The sequence below is a fragment of the Saccharobesus litoralis genome (assembly GCF_003063625.1).
Lineage (GTDB): Bacteria > Pseudomonadota > Gammaproteobacteria > Enterobacterales > Alteromonadaceae > Saccharobesus > Saccharobesus litoralis.
In genome coordinates this window covers 5,318,285-5,339,321 of sequence record NZ_CP026604.1, presented here as the reverse complement: position 1 = coordinate 5,339,321, position 21,037 = coordinate 5,318,285, and the positions used below count along the sequence as shown (strand labels likewise).

At 42.0% G+C, this 21,037-nt stretch carries 27 protein-coding genes; 25 read left to right on the top strand and 2 right to left on the bottom strand.

The window, feature by feature from the left end:
• Window positions 1-102 precede the first annotated feature (102 nt).
• Window positions 103-3,882 carry a hypothetical protein gene (locus C2869_RS20360; protein WP_108604658.1) on the top strand — a complete coding sequence of 1,260 codons (3,780 nt, stop codon included), beginning with the start codon at window positions 103-105 and terminating at the stop codon, window positions 3,880-3,882.
• Between the two features lie 70 nt (window positions 3,883-3,952).
• Window positions 3,953-5,038, top strand: a complete 1,086-nt coding sequence (locus C2869_RS20355) for a hypothetical protein (RefSeq protein WP_108604657.1) — start codon at window positions 3,953-3,955, stop codon at window positions 5,036-5,038.
• A 355-nt stretch (window positions 5,039-5,393) separates the two neighbouring features.
• On the opposite strand, the gene C2869_RS20350 is transcribed toward C2869_RS20355, so the two are convergent.
• On the bottom strand, window positions 5,394-7,037 hold the full coding sequence (locus tag C2869_RS20350; RefSeq protein WP_108604656.1) for a SulP family inorganic anion transporter: 1,644 nt from the start codon (window positions 7,035-7,037) through the stop codon (window positions 5,394-5,396).
• 179 nt (window positions 7,038-7,216) lie between these two features.
• Here C2869_RS20350 and can point away from each other — a divergent pair, with 179 nt between their 5' ends.
• Complete coding sequence (gene can / locus C2869_RS20345; RefSeq protein WP_108604655.1) at window positions 7,217-7,852, top strand: carbonate dehydratase; 636 nt, start codon at window positions 7,217-7,219, stop codon at window positions 7,850-7,852.
• A gap of 28 nt (window positions 7,853-7,880) precedes the next feature.
• Here the strand turns inward: can and C2869_RS20340 are convergent, their stop codons facing one another.
• Entirely contained in the window at window positions 7,881-10,124 is a 2,244-nt protein-coding gene (locus C2869_RS20340) for a GspE/PulE family protein (protein WP_108604654.1), read from the bottom strand.
• A gap of 347 nt (window positions 10,125-10,471) precedes the next feature.
• Here C2869_RS20340 and rpsJ point away from each other — a divergent pair, with 347 nt between their 5' ends.
• The 22 genes from rpsJ to secY all read left to right on the top strand — a co-directional run bounded on the left by rpsJ (window position 10,472) and on the right by secY (window position 21,021).
• The gene (rpsJ, locus tag C2869_RS20335; protein WP_108604653.1) at window positions 10,472-10,783 is read left to right on the top strand and encodes a 30S ribosomal protein S10; all 312 of its coding nucleotides are present in this window, start codon (window positions 10,472-10,474) and stop codon (window positions 10,781-10,783) included.
• 39 nt (window positions 10,784-10,822) lie between these two features.
• Window positions 10,823-11,455 (top strand): 50S ribosomal protein L3, encoded by a 633-nt coding sequence (gene rplC, locus C2869_RS20330; protein ID WP_108604652.1) that lies wholly within the window; start codon window positions 10,823-10,825, stop codon window positions 11,453-11,455.
• Between the two features lie 13 nt (window positions 11,456-11,468).
• On the top strand, window positions 11,469-12,074 hold the full coding sequence (gene rplD / locus C2869_RS20325) for a 50S ribosomal protein L4 (protein ID WP_108604651.1): 606 nt from the start codon (window positions 11,469-11,471) through the stop codon (window positions 12,072-12,074).
• Window positions 12,071-12,373: a 50S ribosomal protein L23 gene (gene rplW, locus C2869_RS20320; RefSeq protein WP_108604650.1), complete on the top strand. Its 303-nt coding sequence runs from the start codon at window positions 12,071-12,073 to the stop codon at window positions 12,371-12,373. The genes rplD and rplW overlap by 4 nt, the downstream gene beginning before the upstream one ends.
• Before the next feature lie 16 nt (window positions 12,374-12,389).
• Entirely contained in the window at window positions 12,390-13,214 is an 825-nt protein-coding gene (gene rplB, locus C2869_RS20315) for a 50S ribosomal protein L2 (protein ID WP_108604649.1), read from the top strand.
• A 15-nt stretch (window positions 13,215-13,229) separates the two neighbouring features.
• Entirely contained in the window at window positions 13,230-13,508 is a 279-nt protein-coding gene (gene rpsS / locus C2869_RS20310; RefSeq protein ID WP_108604648.1) for a 30S ribosomal protein S19, read from the top strand.
• A gap of 12 nt (window positions 13,509-13,520) precedes the next feature.
• Window positions 13,521-13,853 carry a 50S ribosomal protein L22 gene (gene rplV, locus C2869_RS20305; RefSeq protein WP_108604647.1) on the top strand — a complete coding sequence of 111 codons (333 nt, stop codon included), beginning with the start codon at window positions 13,521-13,523 and terminating at the stop codon, window positions 13,851-13,853.
• Window positions 13,854-13,864: 11 nt separating this feature from the next.
• Window positions 13,865-14,575, top strand: coding sequence for a 30S ribosomal protein S3 (gene rpsC, locus C2869_RS20300; RefSeq protein WP_108604646.1), 711 nt, complete (start codon window positions 13,865-13,867; stop codon window positions 14,573-14,575).
• A complete protein-coding gene (gene rplP, locus C2869_RS20295) occupies window positions 14,575-14,988 on the top strand; it encodes a 50S ribosomal protein L16 (protein WP_108604645.1) in 414 nt (137 codons plus the stop codon). Before rpsC ends, rplP begins: the two co-directional genes overlap by 1 nt.
• Complete coding sequence (gene rpmC, locus C2869_RS20290; protein WP_108604644.1) at window positions 14,988-15,179, top strand: 50S ribosomal protein L29; 192 nt, start codon at window positions 14,988-14,990, stop codon at window positions 15,177-15,179. Before rplP ends, rpmC begins: the two co-directional genes overlap by 1 nt.
• A complete protein-coding gene (gene rpsQ, locus C2869_RS20285; RefSeq protein WP_108604643.1) occupies window positions 15,179-15,427 on the top strand; it encodes a 30S ribosomal protein S17 in 249 nt (82 codons plus the stop codon). The genes rpmC and rpsQ overlap by 1 nt, the downstream gene beginning before the upstream one ends.
• Window positions 15,428-15,664: 237 nt before the next feature.
• Entirely contained in the window at window positions 15,665-16,033 is a 369-nt protein-coding gene (rplN, locus tag C2869_RS20280) for a 50S ribosomal protein L14 (RefSeq protein WP_108604642.1), read from the top strand.
• A 12-nt stretch (window positions 16,034-16,045) separates the two neighbouring features.
• The gene (gene rplX, locus C2869_RS20275; protein WP_108604641.1) at window positions 16,046-16,357 is read left to right on the top strand and encodes a 50S ribosomal protein L24; all 312 of its coding nucleotides are present in this window, start codon (window positions 16,046-16,048) and stop codon (window positions 16,355-16,357) included.
• A 17-nt stretch (window positions 16,358-16,374) separates the two neighbouring features.
• Complete coding sequence (rplE, locus tag C2869_RS20270; RefSeq protein WP_108604640.1) at window positions 16,375-16,914, top strand: 50S ribosomal protein L5; 540 nt, start codon at window positions 16,375-16,377, stop codon at window positions 16,912-16,914.
• Between the two features lie 10 nt (window positions 16,915-16,924).
• Window positions 16,925-17,230: a 30S ribosomal protein S14 gene (gene rpsN / locus C2869_RS20265; protein WP_108604639.1), complete on the top strand. Its 306-nt coding sequence runs from the start codon at window positions 16,925-16,927 to the stop codon at window positions 17,228-17,230.
• Between the two features lie 25 nt (window positions 17,231-17,255).
• Window positions 17,256-17,648, top strand: a complete 393-nt coding sequence (gene rpsH, locus C2869_RS20260) for a 30S ribosomal protein S8 (protein WP_108604638.1) — start codon at window positions 17,256-17,258, stop codon at window positions 17,646-17,648.
• Between the two features lie 10 nt (window positions 17,649-17,658).
• Window positions 17,659-18,192: a 50S ribosomal protein L6 gene (gene rplF, locus C2869_RS20255; RefSeq protein ID WP_108604637.1), complete on the top strand. Its 534-nt coding sequence runs from the start codon at window positions 17,659-17,661 to the stop codon at window positions 18,190-18,192.
• Window positions 18,193-18,201: 9 nt separating this feature from the next.
• Window positions 18,202-18,555: a 50S ribosomal protein L18 gene (rplR, locus tag C2869_RS20250; RefSeq protein ID WP_108604636.1), complete on the top strand. Its 354-nt coding sequence runs from the start codon at window positions 18,202-18,204 to the stop codon at window positions 18,553-18,555.
• A gap of 9 nt (window positions 18,556-18,564) precedes the next feature.
• Window positions 18,565-19,065 carry a 30S ribosomal protein S5 gene (gene rpsE, locus C2869_RS20245; protein ID WP_108604635.1) on the top strand — a complete coding sequence of 167 codons (501 nt, stop codon included), beginning with the start codon at window positions 18,565-18,567 and terminating at the stop codon, window positions 19,063-19,065.
• A gap of 6 nt (window positions 19,066-19,071) precedes the next feature.
• Window positions 19,072-19,248 carry a 50S ribosomal protein L30 gene (gene rpmD / locus C2869_RS20240; RefSeq protein WP_108604634.1) on the top strand — a complete coding sequence of 59 codons (177 nt, stop codon included), beginning with the start codon at window positions 19,072-19,074 and terminating at the stop codon, window positions 19,246-19,248.
• Between the two features lie 2 nt (window positions 19,249-19,250).
• The gene (gene rplO, locus C2869_RS20235) at window positions 19,251-19,685 is read left to right on the top strand and encodes a 50S ribosomal protein L15 (RefSeq protein ID WP_108604633.1); all 435 of its coding nucleotides are present in this window, start codon (window positions 19,251-19,253) and stop codon (window positions 19,683-19,685) included.
• Between the two features lie 7 nt (window positions 19,686-19,692).
• Window positions 19,693-21,021 carry a preprotein translocase subunit SecY gene (secY, locus tag C2869_RS20230; protein ID WP_108604632.1) on the top strand — a complete coding sequence of 443 codons (1,329 nt, stop codon included), beginning with the start codon at window positions 19,693-19,695 and terminating at the stop codon, window positions 21,019-21,021.
• Window positions 21,022-21,037 lie beyond the last annotated feature (16 nt).

Below are 21,037 nucleotides of genomic sequence, written 5' to 3'. Positions count from 1 at the left end.
TTAGTCTTACTTTAGAGCATGGGCTAGTCATGATCTTGTAAATGCTTACCATTCATTTTTAAACATTTTTTTGATAATTGATTGAGATTAAAGGGAATATTTATGAATTTAAATAAGTCTATATTAGCGCTAGCGATTTCTTCTACATTAGTTGCCTGTGGTGGCGGTGGAGATTCTGATTCAGGCACTGATAACGGAACAGGCGGGCCAACTACCACGCCAGCTAAAGTTACTTTAGTGGGCAAAACAACGAAAGGCACCTTAGCTAATGCTCAATTAAAAGCTTATAAATATGTTGATGGCACACCGGTATTACTGACTGATGCGGATTTAAGTGCAGATTCGATATTAAAGACCGATGATAAAGGCAAATATAAGATCACGGTATTAAATTATGAGGGACCCGTTAAAGTTGAAGCGATAGTGAGCACAGATGTTAACAGCCCAACAACTATGCTATGTGACGCGCCATTGGGTTGTGGTGCAACGCCCTATGGTGCAAAACTCAATTTAACATCAACTAACCCTAACTTTAGTTTGTCTGCCATTACTTCGGTAGAGGAAAATGCCGAAGTAACTGTAAACCTTTCAGTACTTACCCATATGGCAACAGCACTCGTAGAAAAGCAAGGGCAGATCAGTAAACAAACCATTGCAGAACAATCAAATATAATTGCCAAAGCTTTTGATATTAAGGGTGATATTACCACTTTAGAACCTACGGCCGTTGAGAGCGCAGAAGAAACATCTAAAGAAGATAATGTCGATGAATTACGTTACGGCTTGATTAACGCGGGGATTGCATCAGCTATATTTAAAGGTGAAGCTGACGCGACTGATATTCTAAGCACTAAAATGAAAACGATCGTTGATGACTTAGTTGCTAACGGCGGTGCTATTTTGGTTGAGCAAGATGACGCGGAACCTGGGTTTGAGTTAGCTTTAACGGATGTCTTTAGTGCTGCTCAAGAAACGGCACAAAAAGTTTCTGTCGACATTCAAGGTGATGATTCACTTGATAAATCCTTGGTTGATAACGGTACCTTAGGTAATGAAGTTGTTAACTTAGAAAAAGATAAAATCGATGCGAAAAAAGAGGCTGATAGTGATGGTTTTGTTCAGCCCAAACAAGATAGTGAACCTGTTACATTAACGCCTGTTGAATATGCCAAAGCCATGGTAGAAGACGTTCGAGTGTTTGCTAATTTACTGGGGTTACCAACAGATACAGATAGTTTAGGCAATGAAACTTTTAGTGTCGAGCATACAGAGTTAGTTAATAACATTGAAGGTTTTGGTAATTTAGTGGATGACGCAGCTCTGTTGCTAGAGACTAAAGCGGACGGTAGCGATCCACTGACATTGTTAACTGCCGTGGTTGATGAGTTAAATAATATTGGCCTTGCTGTTGAGGCGGGAACTAAATCACTCCCCATAGCTAATGAAACACTAAACTTGCCTGCAGGCTTTAGTGGTACGGTGAGTTATAGCGAGACTGATACTTTATTTGAGGTGAACGCGACCTCAACAGATGGCCAAGTTGTTAAATTGGCAGCATCTATTGATATTGCTGATGACAATATGAGTATCGCCTTTAATTTATCGGGAGAAATTACTGGCGCTGATGTTAGTTTAAAAATTGCGAATGGTAGTAAGGCGCAACTTAACTGGGATTTACCGACAACTCGTGAAGATTTAGAACTTGATCTCATTCAAGCGGCACCAACAGGTGGCAAGCTCAGCTTAGACGTTGAAATTGCGCAAGTTCAATCAACGGAAGTGACTAACCCTCTATATTTTAACGGTGATTTGACTATTAATTTAGCTACAGTAGAGCTGAGCGAAATTAGGGATTACTATACTGGGTGGGCTGGCTATGGAAGGGCTTTAGAACGTTCGTATTTCCCGTTACCTCAATTAGCCTCATTGAGCGGTGCTTTTGGTTCTGGCAGTGGTGATGAGATCAATGCGACGCTTGTTGTACAAATGGCAAATGCGTCAGGGCATACAGTACCTGAATATAATGGCACATTAGTCGGTGAGCTTTTACCTGAGTTTTTAACTGTTACCGTTTCTGATAATGGCAATCAATTAACGATAATCGAAAACAATGCCTATGACCTTGTGGAAGGGGTGAGCACGTATAGTGAAAACTTTACCTTAGGTGGTGCACAAGGCAATTGGCGTTATGAATACAGTGCAATTACCGAAGGTGACAATGAACCATTTAATGATGGTTTTATGGCGTCAAGCACGTCGGACGTAGGGTTAGATTATCCCGAAATTATCTATACGCATGAAAATTGTTCCGCTGTTTTTGATGCACCCGCTATGGCGGCGTCGTCAGATATTTGTGAAGTGGTAAGTACTTGGTTGACACCGATTGATGTCGATTCTGATTTGGTTACTGATTATTTTGAGCTTAGGTTGGCAGAATCAGGGAGCTTTAACGAACAAGGACGATTAATAAACAACGAAGGTAATTTGGTTAAAAAAGCTGATTTACCGCTATTTACCTCGTTTGAACCGAGTGACTTTAATTATATTCATCAACGAGAAAGAGTGTTGCCTAATTTGCCATATGATACATCGCCTTTGCGTGTAACATCAGGTGTTGAGTTATTTTCTGGTTTTGAAGAAACCAATGTTTTCAGTTTTAGCTCAGGGGTGTGGTCGATTAAAGACAAGGGGGACGCGGTGGTTAAATTTACCAGAGACGACTATCTAGCACTAAAGTCGGGTTCAAGTGTTAAATTAGATGCCGTTGTAGTTAAACCTATTGTTGAAAACGCTGTGACCATGACGGTAGCAGATGATGCAAACCAAGTCACTGCTGAATATGTTAATGGACGAAAGGTTACCCGGACATTTGCAGCGGGTACCGGCGATCAATCTAGCTATGAATATAACGAACTGATCGAATTTGAATGGGGGCAGGAAACGGCCAACCGTTTAATCATGTTTACTGAGCAACATCCAACGCTTAATGCCAAAACGTATACCTTTGAAAGAACTTCAAATGATAGGTATGACGACGGCAGTGAGCATAGCTTTTCAGAAGTTTATTATATTGTACCTGTTGATGAGTTTGAAAATGGTCAAATAGATAAATGGGAAGCCGCCACAGTTTATGGAGGGCATGTCAATGAGCAAGGACAAGTTATAGATATGAATGGTAATGTAGTCGATTTTGATAATTACTTTTTTTCATCTGTTTCTTTTGGCGAAGATAGCTCGCGAGCTATTGAGAATACGCTAGGCCATTATTATTTCGGTCGTGATGTATCGCAATTTACTAGCGCCTTGGATTTCCATAAAACCCGCTTACAAGCCATTGGCGACTTATATGTATACTTGGATGGTGAGGGCTTGATAAATGTTGAATTTAATCCAGCTGAAATCAATACATTAGTTGCAGGTTCTATCCAAACCTTCTCAGGCATTGTGACTGAGCCTGATTTCCACACGCCGCTAGAAAATGAAGATAACTATCTGCAATTCTCTGCGTTAGCTAGCTTAGGCTTTACGTTTGGCGATTATGATATTGATTTGACTTTATCTGGTCAGCGCGCTGCATTTGAAGCAGGCGTATTAGATTTAGACATGTCTTATCGCTTGGGTGATGAAACTCGTCGCAGTTTTACCTTAAAAGCCGATAGCAACAATTTTGAAGTTGAAGGCAATGAAAAGCTGCATTTGGTGAACGATAGTGGTGTTAGTGTTGAGTTTGCTGATTTTGGTATGGAAGGTAACCAAAAAGTGCTAGGTAAAATGACTTATACCGTCGATAACGGAACGCCTGTTCAAGTGGGTAAAATTGTGGAACGCGAGAATGGGGCTGTCATGGTTATCTATTCGGATGATACTACAGAGTCCTTATAAATTTAGGTGACTCGTTCTTTTAACATTAGAGTGAAACGCCAGCGCTTGCTGGCGTTTTTGTGTAGAAATTATGCGTGATATATACGGGTTCGTTTTATTTTTGCTTATTGGCTGTTTATCTAGCGCGGTCAACGCTAAAAATATAATCGGTGTTAGTTTTGATAGCGATTCCTATAGCAGTATATTGCCGATTAAAAATATGGTGCGAGAGGATTGGAATAAAGTCCCCAGTAAAGACGCCGATTTGGCTTTTTCTGCAAATAGCTTTTTTGCCTTTTGGCAATACCACAATTGGCGATTAAGTGTGGGACAGCGTATCGACTATTGGCTTGATACTAATACTGATACGGCTATTGTTTATTATTTGGATAAAAATAACTTGGCACTGAATTATGCTGATAGCTACGAGCTTGATCTCAGCCTTAATCAACAGCGTAGTCATGGTTTACTGGTTGGCTATCAATGGCAAGTGACAGAGTTTTTAACAACTTTTTTAGAGTTGGGTTATTGGCAAGTAAACGAGTTGCGCGACTCGCGGTTGAGTGGGCAGGTAAGCGCAAATGCACAAAATCAAATTTTAGGGCAAGCGAATTTTGTTGAGCATTATACAGACAGTAATTTTCTTAAGCGTCCTTATTTAAACGATTGGCATACAGAAGGAAATGGATTCAGCGTTAACTTGAATTTTGATTGGCAAGTTAATCGAGATTGGCGCATTTTTCTTGAAACTCGAGATCTATGGAGCCGGTTTACAATTGATTCTTTAGCTCTAAGCGAAGGTGAAATTAACACAGAAAATAACTTTGTGAGTAACCAAGGGTTTCGCTCTTTTCGTCCTATTTACAAGGGAAAAGAAACGAATAAAGATTATCATTTTGCGTTGCCGCGTAAAAGCCGAGTGCAGTCTCAATACCAGTTTTATGACTATTTATTGTTAGCTGAATGGCAGCATTATGCAGGAATGGACTTTTGGCTGGTTGGTATGGGATGGCAGTTAATGCAGAGTCAATTTCAATTTTTGTTTGATGTTGAAAATGCTGCGCCAAAAATGCAATGGCAAGTTAGCGACTATAAAATTCAACTTAAAATGGATAAATTGAATCCTAATAACATGACGCAATTTCAGTTAGCTTTTGAATGTAAATGGTCATTATAAGTTACATTTTTGTAATAGCTTGCTGCGCAGTCGGATTAGGCAACATCTAGCTTGAGAGTAATACTCGTAATGCTGTAGGTAAGAGACCAGCTCAATGCTTGTGTTATAGTCTTCTCGCTCAGGTCTTATGGTTCATTGTCAGCGCTTACTCTCGACTTTGGCTCCTGCGTCGTTCTAACACCTAAATCCATTTAGGCGGCCCCAATCACATAATAGAGCATATGCTCATGGGGTCTCGAAGCTTGCCTGCATGGATGCAGGTAAGGGGCGTGAGCAGGACGCGGTAGCTTTGACGGCTTCCCCTAAAACCTGATCGCTTTGACTATATTAATAATTGAACTGGTCGTTTTCGTTGTTAGTTTTTATGTATGACTTTATTAGCAAGGCAAAGCGCCTGCTCTTTTGTTTCGACAAACATCTCTTCCGTTAACGATTTAGAGCCTTGCATGCCAATGATCTTTTGCTTGTTCGCTTCCAGCTTACAAACGACAAATACCGATTTACCCGCTTCTAATACTTCAATGATCATATTTTCAATCGATAGGGAAATCGTATCATCAATTAATGATACGTCGGTTAAATCGATGACTACGACTTTGTGATCTTTAATCGCAGCTCGTTCTCTTGCTAGCGCTTTGCTAACCCCAAAAATCATTGGACCACTAAGATAAAAGTATAAAATTTGCCCTTTAGCGGCATTTAATAGTTCTCTTTCTTTTGGTTCCAGAACTGTAATGTCGTCCATGTCTGATATGGCTTTGATTTGCTTAGACTGGCTGCGGCTTAATTTTTCAATAATGATAATATTGGCAACGAATAAGCCAATGCCAACAGCAATCATCAAATCGACTAATACGGTTAGTGCTAATACCGCATACATGATAAGTGTTGATTGCCAAGACACTCGATGGGCGCGTTTGATAAAGCTCCAGTCGAGAATATCGATGCCGACCTTAACCGCAATACCGGCTAACAGCGCTAACGGGATTTCTTTAATCAGTGAGGCTGCGCCAAATACGGCAACAACCAAAACAAAAACACGGGTTACGCCCGACCAAGCAGTTTGTGCCCCAGATTGAATGTTAACGACGGTACCCATGGTGGCACCAGCACCCGGTAAACCGCCAAATAAACCTGATACGATATTACCTACTCCTTGTCCCATGAGTTCTTTATTTGACTTATGTTCACTGCGGGTTAGGTTGTCAGCAATAACAGAGGTTAGCATTGAGTCGATACAACCCAACATACCTAATACCAAGGCATCAACGATCATCACTTGCCATTGGTCTTGTGTGAAAGTCGGGATAACGATACTCGGTAAACTGACCGAAACTTCGCCTATTCGCCTGATGTCGCCTTCGTTAAACAACATTACCGAGGCTATCGACACTAGCACCAAAGCGATAAGCTGCGCAGGTACATAGCGTTTAACTTTATTCGGCGTTAAAAATAGAATGGCTAACGTGGCCGCAAACAGGGTAAATTCGATATAACTAATGTTGCCAATCAAATTAGGAAGTTCAGCAAGCGTACCGATAACACCACCGGAAGGTGAGGATTGTCCTAATGCTGGAGCCAGTTGCATTATAATGAGAATACAGCCGATCCCTGACATAAAGCCCGATACGACACTGTAGGGCATTAAGGTTACATATTTACCTAGTTTGAGTGCGCCAAATATAAGTTGGAACACACCTGCCATCATAACTACGGTAAATGCCATTGCTAGGCCATTTTCTGGGTTGGCAGCAATTAACGTCGCGATGACAGCCGTCATGATGACGGTCATAGGTCCTGTCGGTTCAGATATTAAGGTTGGGGTTCCACCAAATACGGCGGCAAAGAGTCCAACGAGTATAGCACCATATAATCCAGCTTCTGGCCCAAGCCCAGACGCTACGCCAAATGTTAAGGCTAGTGGTAGTGATACTATAGCGGCTGTTAACCCTCCTAATAAGTCCCCTCGAATATTTCTTAAATGGAATAAATTAAACATAAGCGCTAAGTACGTAATTTTAGGCGGGTATTTTATATAAATTCCTGGCAATGTAAAAAGTATCTCCCTTTTAGTGCAGGCTATTTGGGGTATTTCTACTTTTTTACGATAAAGGTCTGGTTTTTTTATAAGGTGTGTTTATGCTGTTGGCTGAATTTTCAGCTTAATGGATAACAATAATGAATAATAAGTTGCAGCAATTACTTGATAATAATCAGCAATGGGCAAAAAACGTAGAGTTAGAAACGCCTGGTTTTTTTGAGAAATTGTCAAAGCAACAAACGCCAGAATATCTATGGATTGGTTGTTCTGATAGTCGAGTGCCCGCTAATCAAATTGTTGGTTTAATGCCCGGCGAAGTCTTTGTGCATCGTAATATTGCCAATCAAGTTATCCATACCGATCTTAATTGTTTATCTGTGATCCAATTTGCGGTTGATGTTTTAAAGGTTAAGCATGTCATTGTGTGTGGTCACTATGGGTGTGGCGGGATAGATGCCGCAATGCAAGAGAAACCTTGTGGTTTAATTGATAACTGGTTGCGCCATATTCAAGATACTCAGTTTAAATTTAGGCGACAGTTAGGTGAAATTAACAAAATTGAACAATTAGATCGAATGTGTGAATTCAATGTTGTACAACAAGTTTTGAATGTTGCTCGCACGACTATTGTGATGGATGCGTGGGAGCGTAATCAGGAATTAACGATCCATGGTTGGATTTATGGTTTAACTGATGGCCTAGTTAAAGATCAACAAGTCACGATAGCTTCCACTGCGGAAGCTGAATCGTTAGCCATTCGTTTTGATATTTAAGAAAACAAAACATACGGATGATGACCAGCTAATGCTGGTCATCCGCAGCAGTGATTTTTTGCAGTTGCACAAAGTCAGTTTGACCTTGTAGCACCTTGTAGATCCCATCCTGGACTAAGGTACGCATACCACCTTTCATCCCTTCTACTTTTATCGCAGTTGCTGTGCCGCCATCATTAATAATGTGGCGCAATTCAGGCGTTATCTCTAATAATTCATGCAAACCTGTTCGTCCTTTGTAGCCGGTATCGCCACAGGTTGCACAGCCTTTGGCTCTGTATAAGTTGACTTCGTTAATATCTATACCTAATTCATTGAAGTATTGTTCACCATATTGGCGAACCAAGAAATCTAGCTCTTCTTTTTCTGGTTTGTATTCTTCTTTACACTTACCACATAACGTACGGATTAAACGCTGCGCTAAAATACCTACACAGGCATCCGAGAAGTTGACAGGATCAAGACCTAAATCGATTAAACGCGTTACGGTTTCTGGTGCTGAGTTAGTATGCAGGGTCGACAATACCATGTGCCCTGTTAATGACGCCTCTACGCCAGCATGAGCTGTTTCTCGGTCACGCATCTCACCAATTAGAATGATATCTGGATCGGCACGCAAGAAGGCTCGCAAAGCGGTTTTAAAGTCGAAGCCGATTTTGTTGTTCATTTGTACTTGTTGCAGGCCAGGTTGCGTGATCTCTACAGGATCTTCCGCTGTCCAAATTTTCTTATCTGGCGTATTGAGTTTGCCTAATACAGCATGCAAGGTGGTGGTTTTTCCTGAGCCCGTTGGACCTACTACTAATATAATGCCGTGAGGTTTTTGGATCATCTTGAGTAGGCTGTCATTGTTTCTTGGTGACAAGTTGAGCTTATCAAATGGCATAGCACCGCCTGATGCCAGAATACGCATAACCACACCTTCACCAAATACGGTAGGAATGGTCGCTATACGCACTTCCACCAAGTTTCCGTTAATTTTAACGGCAAATTTACCATCCTGCGGTAAGCGCTTTTCAGCGATATCCAGTCGAGCCATGATTTTAATTCGAGCGACAGCAGCCGGATGATGTGAGGCAGGAAGTTGTAAAATTTCTTGGCAAACACCATCGATACGCATACGAACTTTAGTGGGGGAGGTGCCTTTATTAGGGTCAATATGGATATCTGATGCATCAAACTCTTTGGCGTCATGCAGTATTTTATTAACAAGGCGGACAACTGCTGGCGCTTCTTCGGTTAAGATTTCATCGCTACCGATTTCCTCATCGCCACTGTCATCTTCTATTTCATCCAGGATGTCGCCCAAGTCGCCTAGTTGGTCATCGCTACCAGTTGTTGACCCCATGTACTTGAGGATATTTGTTGGTAAGCCGACACAAATATCATAATTGATTAAGCCTGTCGCACTTTCAATTTCCATTAATAGTTCGGCATTATTTGGCTCAGCCATTAAGATAATGGCATTTTCTTCAACATCAGCCAAAATGACGACACAGTTTCGCTTGCGATATTGGTCATTAAGTTTTTCATTTAATGCGTGTAAATGATATTTCTCGGGATCATAGCTAACGTGTTTGACTTGGTGAAATACCTCTAGCGACATTGCTACTTGCTCAGGCATGAGCTTGGCATCTTCAATGAGTCGTCTTATAGCATCTGCGTGGTTACGGGCGTTAGACTCAATGCGTTTTAGCTCGCTTTCCGTTACCCATTTTTTATGACGTAAATATTCAAAAGGCCCACTAGTGCCACCAAGTTCGTAGCGAAACTTTTGACCAATAAAGTCTGCTAACTCTTGAGCTTGGGTGTGGTCGTCTAAACTGAAATCTAAACCATCCTTTTTATTAATCAGTTGCAGCACACCTAACAGTATATGGTTGGCAATAATAGGTACGACCAACATATTGCGAGTAACAAATTGCGACTGTTTATCGAAACGGTCAGCAAATTTTAGTTTAGGGTGGTGCCGGTGCAGTTCATCTGGGTTCTGCACGTTTTCAATCATGATCCCTTGTTTGGCAAAGGCAACATAGCCCGCTATCGATTGAGGTCCAATAGGTACGCGAATTTCTCTTAACTCATTACCTGATTTATAGCGACTAACAATATCAAAGCTATTTTTATTGCGTTGATAAATTGTAATGCGGTCACAATCGAACAGTTCCAATATTCTAGATTCAAATTCAGGGAAGCTTTCGGAGAAACTCGTTACATTTTGAATTTCTTTTAATAGCTCTGACAAGCGCTGATAGAAAACCGTTTCAGACATGTTGCACCACTAATGTTTATAAATTTTGTTAGGCGAGAATTTTATCGCTTAGCTAATAATAGTAGACAATTGTAAAAAGCAGATAAAACTGCAGGTTAGACAACTATTAAAGGCCGCGAATATAAAACCAATCTTATCAGGTGTTTACTGCTAAAGGCGACTGTTAAATAAAGCAAAATAACGCTTGCTAATATTTAACCAGTCTGTATAATTCGCGCCCACTGTATTTTGAATACAGAATCAACAAGACCCCGATAGGGGGTCGTAAATATTTGTGGCGTCCCCCTCTAGTTAGTAGAGAGGTTGGGTTGCTTTGTTCTTTTTGTTCTTTTTTGGAAAATTGATCAATGTCAAATCAAAGAATTCGCATTCGATTGAAAGCATTCGATCATCGTCTGATTGACCAGTCAACGATGGAAATCGTTGAAACTGCTAAACGCACTGGTGCTCAGGTCCGTGGTCCTATTCCTTTACCTACACGCAAAGAGCGTTTTACGGTTCTAGTTTCACCTCACGTTAACAAAGATGCTCGTGATCAGTACGAATTACGTACCCACAAGCGCATGTTAGACATCGTTGAGCCAACTGATAAAACAGTTGATGCATTGATGAGATTGGATTTGGCTGCAGGTGTTGATGTTCAAATCAGCCTAGGCTAATTGGCATTCAGACAATCGAAAGATTAAGAGGTTATTAACATGGCTATTGGTTTGGTCGGTCGTAAAGTGGGCATGACTCGCATCTTCACTGAAGAAGGCGCTTCTGTTCCAGTTACGGTAATCGAGGTTGAAGCCAACCGTGTCACGCAAGTGAAAACTGTTGATACAGACGGTTATAACGCAATTCAAGTTACTACAGGTTCAAAAAAAGCGAACCGTGTAAATAAGCCACAAGCTGGTATCTTCGCTAAAGCAGGCGTTGAAGCTGGTCGTGGTCTTTGGGAATTTCGTTGTGACGCTGACGCTGGTATCGAGGTTGGTTCAGAAATTAAAGTCGACATCTTAAGTGATGTTGCAAAAGTAGACGTTACAGGCACTTCTAAAGGTAAGGGTTTCCAAGGCGGTATCAAGCGCTGGAATTTCCGCTCTCAAGATATGACTCACGGTAACTCTATTTCTCACCGTGCAAATGGTTCTATCGGTCAGTGTCAAACACCTGGTCGTGTATTTAAAGGCAAAAAAATGTCTGGCCATATGGGTGCTGAGAAAGTAACTACTCAAAACTTAGAAGTTGTACGCGTAGATGCAGAGCGCAACTTAGTGTTAATTAAAGGTGCTGTCCCTGGTGCTACTAACGCTAATGTTATCGTTAAACCTGCAGTTAAGGCGTAATCGGAGGTAGATGATGGAATTAACTTTAAAAGACGCTTCTGGCGCAGTAGAAGTTTCTGACGCTACTTTCGGTCGTGAGTTCAACGAAGCATTAGTGCATCAAGTTGTTGTTGCCTACTCAAATGCAGCTCGTCAAGGTTCTCGCGCTCAAAAGACTCGTTCAGAAGTAAGCGGTGGTGGTAAAAAACCATGGCGTCAAAAAGGTACAGGTCGTGCCCGTGCTGGTACTATCCGTAGTCCAATTTGGCGTACTGGTGGCGTTACATTCGCTGCTAAACCACAAGATTTCAGCCAAAAAGTTAACCGCAAAATGTACCGCGGTGCGATCAAGAGCATTCTTTCTGAGCTTGTTCGTCAAGAGCGTTTGGTTGTTGTTGAAAACTTTGCTGTTGAAGGCCCTAAAACTAAAGCTTTAGTAGCTAAGTTAAATGAATTAGAGCTTAACGATGTTTTAATCGTGACTGAAGAGTTAGATGAGAACTTGTTCTTAGCAGCTCGCAACTTAATTAAAGTTGACACTCGCGATGTACAAGGTATCGACCCAGTTAGCTTAATTGCATACGACAAAGTATTAATTACTGCTGGTGCAGTTAAACAACTTGAGGAGGCGTTAGCATGATCAGTGAAGAACGTTTGCTAAAAGTATTGTTAGCACCACATGTATCTGAAAAATCGACTTTAACTGCAGAAAACAATAATACTATGGTTTTCCAAGTTGCGACTGATGCTAATAAAGCAGAAATCAAAGCGGCAGTTGAAAAATTATTTGAAGTTAGCGTTGAAGGTGTTCGTACCGTAAATGTTAAAGGTAAAACTAAGCGTTTCGGTCAGCGTTTCGGTAAACGTAAAGACTGGAAAAAAGCTTATGTTACTTTAGCAGAAGGTAGCAACATCGCTGACTTGTCTGGCGCTGAGTAACTGGAGGATATGAAGAATGGCAGTTGTTAAGTGTAAACCTACGTCTGCAGGTCGTCGCCACTTAGTTAAAGTGGTCAATCCTGAGTTACATAAAGGCGCGCCTTACGCTCCTCTTTTAGAGAAAAACTCTAAGTCAGGTGGTCGTAACAATAAAGGTCGTATCACGGTTCGTCACGTTGGCGGTGGTCATAAGCATCACTACCGTTTAATCGACTTTAAACGCACTAAAGATGGTATTCCAGCTAAAGTGGAACGTTTAGAGTATGATCCTAACCGTAGCGCGAACATTGCATTAGTTTTATACGCAGACGGTGAGCGTCGTTATATTCTTGCTCCAAAAGGTGTGAGTGCTGGCGATTCAATCCAGTCTGGTGTTGATGCACCAATCAAAGCGGGTAACACATTACCAATGCGTAACATCCCAGTAGGTACAACTGTACACGCTGTTGAATTACGCCCAGGTAAAGGTGCTCAATTAGCTCGCTCTGCTGGTACCTACGTTCAAATCGTTGCTCGCGACGGTGCATACGTTACATTACGTTTGCGCTCAGGCGAAATGCGTAAAGTTTTAGCTGATTGTCGTGCGACTATCGGTGAAGTGGGTAATGCTGAACACATGCTTCGTCAATTAGGTAAAGCAGGTGCTAAGCGCTGGCGCGGCGTACGTCCTACCGTACGTGGTGTAGCAATGAACCCGGTTGATCACCCACATGGTGGTGGTGAAGGTCGTACTTCTGGTGGCCGTCATCCAGTATCACCTTGGGGTACTCCAACTAAGGGCTTCAAAACCCGTAAAAACAAGCGTACTGATAAATATATCGTACGTCGTCGTAATAAGTAATTTAGAGGAATCACCATGCCACGTTCTCTCAAGAAGGGTCCTTTTATTGACCTACACTTGCTGAAGAAGGTCGAAACAGCGGTGGAAAGCGGTGCCAAGAAACCTATTAAGACTTGGTCTCGTCGTTCAGTGATCATCCCTGACATGATCGGACTGACCATTGCTGTCCATAATGGTCGTCAACACGTTCCTGTATTCGTAACTGACGAAATGGTCGGTCACAAATTAGGTGAATTTTCAGCAACTCGTACTTATCGCGGCCACGCTGCAGATAAGAAAGCGAAGAAGCGTTAAGAGGGTAGATAGATGGAAGTTTTAGCTAAACATAAATTTGCCCGTCTTTCTCCACAAAAAGGCCGTTTAGTTGCTGATCAAGTACGCGGTTTACCAGTAGAGAAAGCGCTAGACATTCTTAAGTACAGCCCTAAGAAAGGCGCTGACTTAGTTAAGAAAGTTTTAGAATCTGCTATCGCTAATGCTGAGCACAACGAAGGCGCAGATATTGATGAGTTAGTAGTTGCTAAGATCTTCGTAGACGCAGGTCCAACGATGAAACGCATCAAGACTCGTGCGAAAGGTCGTGCCGATCGCATCATCAAGCGTACAAGCCACATTTCAGTGGTTGTTTCGGATAGCTAGGAGAATAAATAATGGGTCAAAAAGTACATCCTAATGGTATTCGCCTAGGTATCACTAAGCCTTATAAAGCTACCTGGTATGCGAATTCAAACGAGTTTGCTGATACTTTGCATAGTGACCATAAAGTACGTCAGTACTTGACAAAAGAACTTGCTAAAGCATCAGTTTCTCAAATCGTTATCGAGCGTCCTGCAAAGAGTATTCGTGTGACTATTCACACTGCTCGTCCAGGCGTTGTTATCGGTAAAAAAGGTGAAGATGTTGAAAAGCTACGTCAAAAAGTAGCGGTATTAGCTGGTGTTCCAGCTCAAATCAATATCTCTGAAGTACGTAAACCTGAGCTAGACTCTAAATTGGTTGCTGAAAGCATTGCAAGTCAATTAGAGCGTCGTGTTATGTTCCGTCGTGCTATGAAGCGTGCGGTTCAAAACGCTATGCGCATTGGCGCTAAAGGTATCAAGGTTGAAGTTAGCGGTCGTTTAGGTGGTGCTGAAATCGCACGTGCTGAATGGTATCGTGAAGGTCGTGTACCACTTCATACTTTACGTGCAGACATCGATTACGCAACTGCTGAAGCTCTAACTACTTACGGTATCATTGGTATCAAAGTATGGATCTTCAAAGGTGAAGTTTTAGGTGGCCTTCCTTTACCAGGCGCTCAACAAGAAGAGCCTAAGCAACGTAAAGGTAAGCAGCGTAAGCCTAGAGGAGAGCGTTCATAATGTTACAGCCAAAAAGAACTAAATTCCGTAAGCAATTTAAACTACGTAACCGTGGTTTAGCGCAAACCGGTAACAAAGTTAGCTTTGGTACATACGGTCTTAAAGCTACTGAGCGCGGACGTATGACTGCTCGTCAAATCGAAGCAGCTCGTCGTGCTATGACTCGTGCAGTTAAGCGTCAAGGTAAAATCTGGATCCGTGTATTCCCAGACAAGCCTATTACTAAAAAGCCGCTTGAAGTACGTATGGGTAAAGGTAAAGGTGGCGTTGAATATTGGGTTGCCCAAATTCAACCAGGTCGTGTGTTGTACGAAATGGAAGGTGTTCCTGAAGAATTAGCGCGTGAAGCTTTTGGCTTAGCGGCAGCTAAACTACCCTTTAAGACAACCTTCGTAACTCGGACGGTAATGTAATGAAAGCTAGCGAATTAAAAGATAAATCAGTAGAAGAGTTAAAAGCTCAACTACTTGAATTGTTGCGCGAACAGTTCCAATTACGTATGCAATTAAGTGCAGGCCAATTGGCGCAAACTCACTTGTTAAAGCAAGTGCGTCGTAACATCGCAAGAGTAAAAACAGTAATTACTGAGAAGGCAGGTGCGTAATGAGCGAAACTATTCGTACTCAACAAGGTCGCGTAATCAGTAACAAAGGCGATAAGTCTATTACTGTTTTAATCGAGCGTCGTGTTAAACACCCTATTTATGGTAAATTCGTTATGCGTTCGACTAAAATCAACGCTCACGACGAAGCAAATACCTGTAATGAAGGTGACATCGTAACAATTCGTGAATGTCGTCCAATTTCTAAGAACAAATCTTGGACTTTGGTAGACGTAGTTGAAAAAGCTTAATTTTTCTTTACGAATTTGATTTTAAACGGCCTCTTATGAGGCCGTTTTTGTATGTTTTATAGTCAAAACCTTTCTTCAATTTCCGTACAATTTACCTAAGTGCTTAATTATTTAGCATTTTAAGTACCACTTTAAACTATCCGGTGTTATACTCTCGCGCCCGTCATATTTGGGCGGGGTTTAAGGCAGTGTGGGTTAAATAGTTAACCCGAATTTAGTAATAGCGGAGCACATAAAATGATCCAAATGCAAACACAGCTAGACGTTGCTGATAACAGCGGCGCTCGACGCGTGCAATGTATTAAGGTCCTTGGTGGCTCGCACCGTCGCTACGCACATATTGGCGACATCATCAAAGTTGCCGTTAAGGAAGCGATTCCTCGCGGTAAAGTAAAAAAAGGTGATGTGCTAAATGCAGTAGTGGTGCGCACTAGAAAGGGCGTACGTCGTCCGGATGGTTCTTCTATCCGTTTTGATGGCAACGCAGCTGTAATGTTGAACGCCAACTTACAGCCTATTGGTACTCGTATTTTCGGTCCTGTGACACGTGAACTTCGTACTGAAAAGTTCATGAAGATCGTGTCTTTGGCTCCAGAAGTTATCTAAGGAGTATATATAATGGCAGCGAAAATTCGCAGTAATGACGAAATCATTGTTATCGCCGGTAAAGACAAAGGTAAGACTGGTAAAGTCACCAAAGTTTTAACTAACGATAAAGTGATCGTAGAAGGTGTTAATCTTGTTAAGAAACACGTGAAGCCTAATCCTCAAATTGAAGAGCAAGGTGGAATCAAAGAGCAAGAAGCACCAATTCATGTTTCTAACGTCGCGATCTACAATACCGCTACTGGTAAAGCTGATCGTGTTGGTTTTCGTGTTGAAGACGGCAAAAAAGTTCGTTTCTTCAAATCGAATAACGAATTAATCTAAGTAATTGGAGAATGACGATGGCGAAACTGCATGATTTTTACAAAGAGACTGTTGTAGCACAGCTTACTAAAGAGTTCGGCTACAAAAGTGTCATGCAAGTCCCTCGGATTGAAAAAATCACCCTAAACATGGGTTTAGGTGAAGCATTAGCTGATAAGAAAGTCTTAGAGCACGCAGTAGCTGATATGGCTGCTATCTCTGGTCAAAAACCAGTTGTGACTAAGGCTCGTAAGTCTGTAGCAGGTTTTAAAATCCGTGAAGGCTACCCTATTGGTTGTAAAGTAACTCTACGCGGCGAGCGTATGTGGGAATTTTTAGAGCGTTTAATCTCTATCGCAATCCCTCGTATCCGTGACTTCCGCGGTGTTAGTGCCAAATCTTTCGACGGCCGTGGTAACTATAGCATGGGTGTACGCGAGCAAATTATCTTCCCTGAAATCGATTTCGATAAAGTAGACAAAGTACGTGGTATGGATATTACTATCACCACTTCTGCTGCATCAAACGACGAAGGACGTGCGTTGCTAGCTGCCTTTAACTTCCCGTTCAAGAAATAGGTGTAGGGTTATGGCTAAACAATCAATGAAAGCTCGCGACGTAAAACGCGCGAAACTAGTAGCTAAGTATGCTGAAAAGCGTGCCGCTCTTAAAGCTATCATCAGCAGCGTAACAGCATCTGATGAAGAAAAGTGGGAAGCGGTTTTAAAACTTCAAACTTTACCACGTGATTCAAGTCCTTCGCGTCAACGTAACCGTTGTAACGTGACGGGTCGTCCGCATGGTTATTTACGTAAGTTCGGCATGAGCCGTATCAAAGTACGTGAAGCCTGTATGCGTGGCGAGATCCCTGGCCTTAAAAAGGCTAGCTGGTAATAGCTGCAGACTGGAGTAACGAATTATGAGCATGCAAGATCCAATCGCGGATATGTTCACCCGCATCCGTAACGGACAGGCTGCACGCAAAGTTGCAGTCTCTATGCCTTCTTCTAAAGTTAAGGCAGCTATCGCTGACTTACTTAAAGCTGAAGGTTACATCGAAGATTACGCAGTATCTGGCGATGTGAAAAAACAATTGGAAGTAACATTAAAGTATTTCCAAGGTAAAGAAGTAATCGATTCAATTCAACGTGTAAGTCGTCCAGGCCTACGTGTATACAAAAAGCAATCTGATTTGCCTAAAGTTTTAGGTGGTTTAGGTATCGCTATCGTATCTACTTCTAAAGGTATTATGACTGACCGTGCAGCGCGTAAAGCGGGTATGGGCGGTGAAATCATTGGTTACGTAGCGTAAGGAGTAAATAATGTCTCGAGTAGCAAAAGCTCCTGTAGCAATTCCTGCGGGCGTTGAAGTTAAAATCAACGGTCAAGACGTAACCATTAAAGGTTCTGTTGGTACTTTATCGCTTACATTAAATGAAGCTGTAGAGTTAGTACAAGAAGAGAGCAACCTTGTTGCTAAGCCTCGTGAAGGCTTTGCAAAAGCGTGGGCTCAAGCTGGTACTGCTCGCGCTTTAGTTAACAATATGGTTAACGGTGTAAGCAAAGGTTACGAGAAAAAATTACAGTTAGTAGGTGTTGGTTATCGTGCCGCCGCTAAAGGTAAAACTTTAAATCTTTCTTTAGGTTTTTCTCACCCAGTTGATTTCGCTGTGCCTGAAGGCATCACTATTGAAACTCCTTCACAAACTGAAGTTGTAGTTAAAGGTGCTGACAAGCAATTAGTTGGTCAAACTGCGGCAAACATCCGCGGCTACCGTCCACCAGAGCCTTATAAAGGTAAAGGTGTTCGTTATGCTGACGAATATGTACGTCGTAAAGAAGCTAAGAAGAAGTAGGGTAATACGATGGATAAGAAAGCATCTCGCTTACGTCGCGCGACAGCGTCACGTAAAAAAATCGCTGAGTTGGGTGCCAATCGCCTAGTCGTTCACCGTACTCCGCGTCATATTTATGCACAATTAATCGCTCCAAACGGAAGTGAAGTAATTGCTGCAGCATCAACAGTTGAAGCTAACGTTAAAGGTGAAGTTAAAAGCACTGGTAACGTAGAAGCGGCTAAATTTGTTGGTAAATTAATCGCAGAACGCGCTATTGAAAAAGGCATCCAAGCTGTTGCTTTTGACCGTAGCGGTTTCAAGTATCACGGTCGTGTTCAAGCTTTAGCTGACGCAGCTCGTGAAGCTGGTCTTCAGTTCTAGGAGTAGATCATGGCTAATACTGATCAAAAACAAGGCGAATTGTTTGAAAAAATGATCGCTGTCAACCGTGTATCAAAGGTTGTAAAAGGTGGCCGTATCTTCAGCTTCACAGCATTAACTGTTGTTGGTGATGGTAATGGTCGTGTAGGTTTCGGTTACGGTAAAGCACGTGAAGTTCCTGCTGCTATTCAAAAGGCAATGGAAAAAGCACGTCGCAACATGGTAAACGTAAGCCTTAAAGGTAATACATTACAGCACCCTATCAAGGGTCGTCATTCTGGTTCTAAAGTTTACATGCAACCAGCTTCTGAAGGTACAGGTATCATCGCTGGTGGTGCTATGCGTGCTGTTTTAGAAGTCGCTGGCGTACAAAACGTATTATCTAAGTGCTACGGTTCAACTAACCCAATCAACGTGGTTCGTGCAACTATAAATGCTTTAGCTGAGATGAATTCTCCGCAGCAAGTTGCTGAAAAACGTGGTTTGTCAGTTGACGAAATTCTGGGGTAATTTGACATGGCAACTGTAAAAGTAACTCAGGTTAAAAGCTCAATTGGTCGTCTACCTAAGCACAAGCTTTGTTTAAAAGGTTTAGGTTTACGCAAAATTGGTCACACTGTAGAAGTTGAAGATACTCCTTCAAATCGCGGTATGATCAATAAAGTTCACTACATGGTTAAGGTGGAGGGTTAATAATGTTCCTTAATACTCTTAGCCCCGCTGCTGGCTCAAAGCCAGGTAAAAAGCGTGTTGGTCGTGGTATCGGTTCTACTTTAGGTAAAACTGGTGGCCGTGGTCACAAAGGTCAAAAATCACGCTCAGGCGGTAAAGTACGCGCTGGTTTTGAAGGTGGTCAAATGCCACTTCAACAACGCTTACCAAAATTTGGTTTTACTTCTCGTAAATCTTTATTTTCTGATGAAGTAACTCTTACTGAGATCGCAAAAGTTGAAGGTGATGTTGTTGAATTAGCATCATTGAAGGCTGCTGGTCTTGTTAAGAAAAGCGTGAAAAGCGTAAAAGTTGTTAAATCGGGCGAAATTACTCGTGCAGTGACAGTGAAAGGCGTTGGCGTAACTAAAGGCGCGCGTGAAGCTATCGAAGCTGCCGGTGGTAAAATCGAGGAATAATTGACCCATGGCTAAACCTGGACTGGAATTTAACAGTACACAAGGTGGTACGTCTGAATTAGTACAACGACTATTGTTCCTTTTTGGCGCATTAGTGGTTTTTCGTGCTGGTTCTTACGTTCCAATCCCTGGTATTGACAGTGCTGTACTTGCACAATTGTTTGAGCAGCAAAAAGGTACCATCATTGAAATGTTTAACATGTTCTCTGGTGGTGCATTGGAGCGTGCTTCTGTAATGGCACTTGGCATCATGCCGTATATCTCTGCATCGATTATTGTGCAGTTGATGACTCACGTACATCCAGCATTGTCTGAACTTAAGAAAGAAGGTGAAGCTGGTCGTCGTAAGATTAGTCAGTATACGCGTTACGGTACATTGGCATTAGCGATCTTCCAGTCTATCAGTATCGCCACTAGCTTACCGAATATGGTTTCGGGTTTGGTTATTAACCCAGGCTTTGGTTTCTATTTCACTGCTGTAGTGAGTTTAGTTACCGGTACTATGTTCTTAATGTGGTTAGGCGAACAAATTACTGAGCGCGGTATAGGTAATGGTATTTCCATGCTTATCTTCGCAGGTATTGTAGCAGGGTTACCAACTGCAATAGGTCAAACAGCTGAGCAAGCACGTCAAGGTGAAATTCATCTTCTATTGTTATTGCTTATCGCTGTGATTGTGGCTGCAGTGACTTACTTTGTTGTATTTGTCGAGCGTGGACAACGTCGTATCGTTGTTAACTATGCAAAACGTCAACAAGGTCGTAAGGTATTTGCCGCGCAGAGCACCCATCTACCACTTAAAGTGAATATGGCGGGTGTTATACCACCTATCTTTGCATCAAGTATTATTTTATTCCCTGGTACATTAGCAAGCTGGTTCGGTCAAGGCGAAGGTATGTTAGCTGAAGCACTTCAAGTTGCAGCTTTACAACTTTCACCGGGTCAACCGCTATACATGATGTTATATGCAGCAGCTATTATCTTCTTTTGTTTCTTCTATACTGCGTTGGTGTTTAATCCTCGTGAAACAGCAGAAAACTTGAAGAAGTCTGGTGCATTTATCCCTGGTTATCGCCCGGGTGAGCAAACTTCGCGTTATATAGATAAAGTCATGACTCGCTTAACGCTTGCTGGTGCTTTATATATAACCTTTATCTGCTTAGTACCCGAATTCATGATGGTCTGGTGGAATGTGCAGTTCTATTTTGGTGGAACTTCACTATTGATCATCGTTGTTGTCATAATGGACTTTATGGCTCAAGTACAGACTCATTTGATGTCGAGTCAATACGAGTCTGTCCTGCGCAAAGCTAACTTAAAAGGCTATGGCCGATAAGCTAGCCAAAGATCGG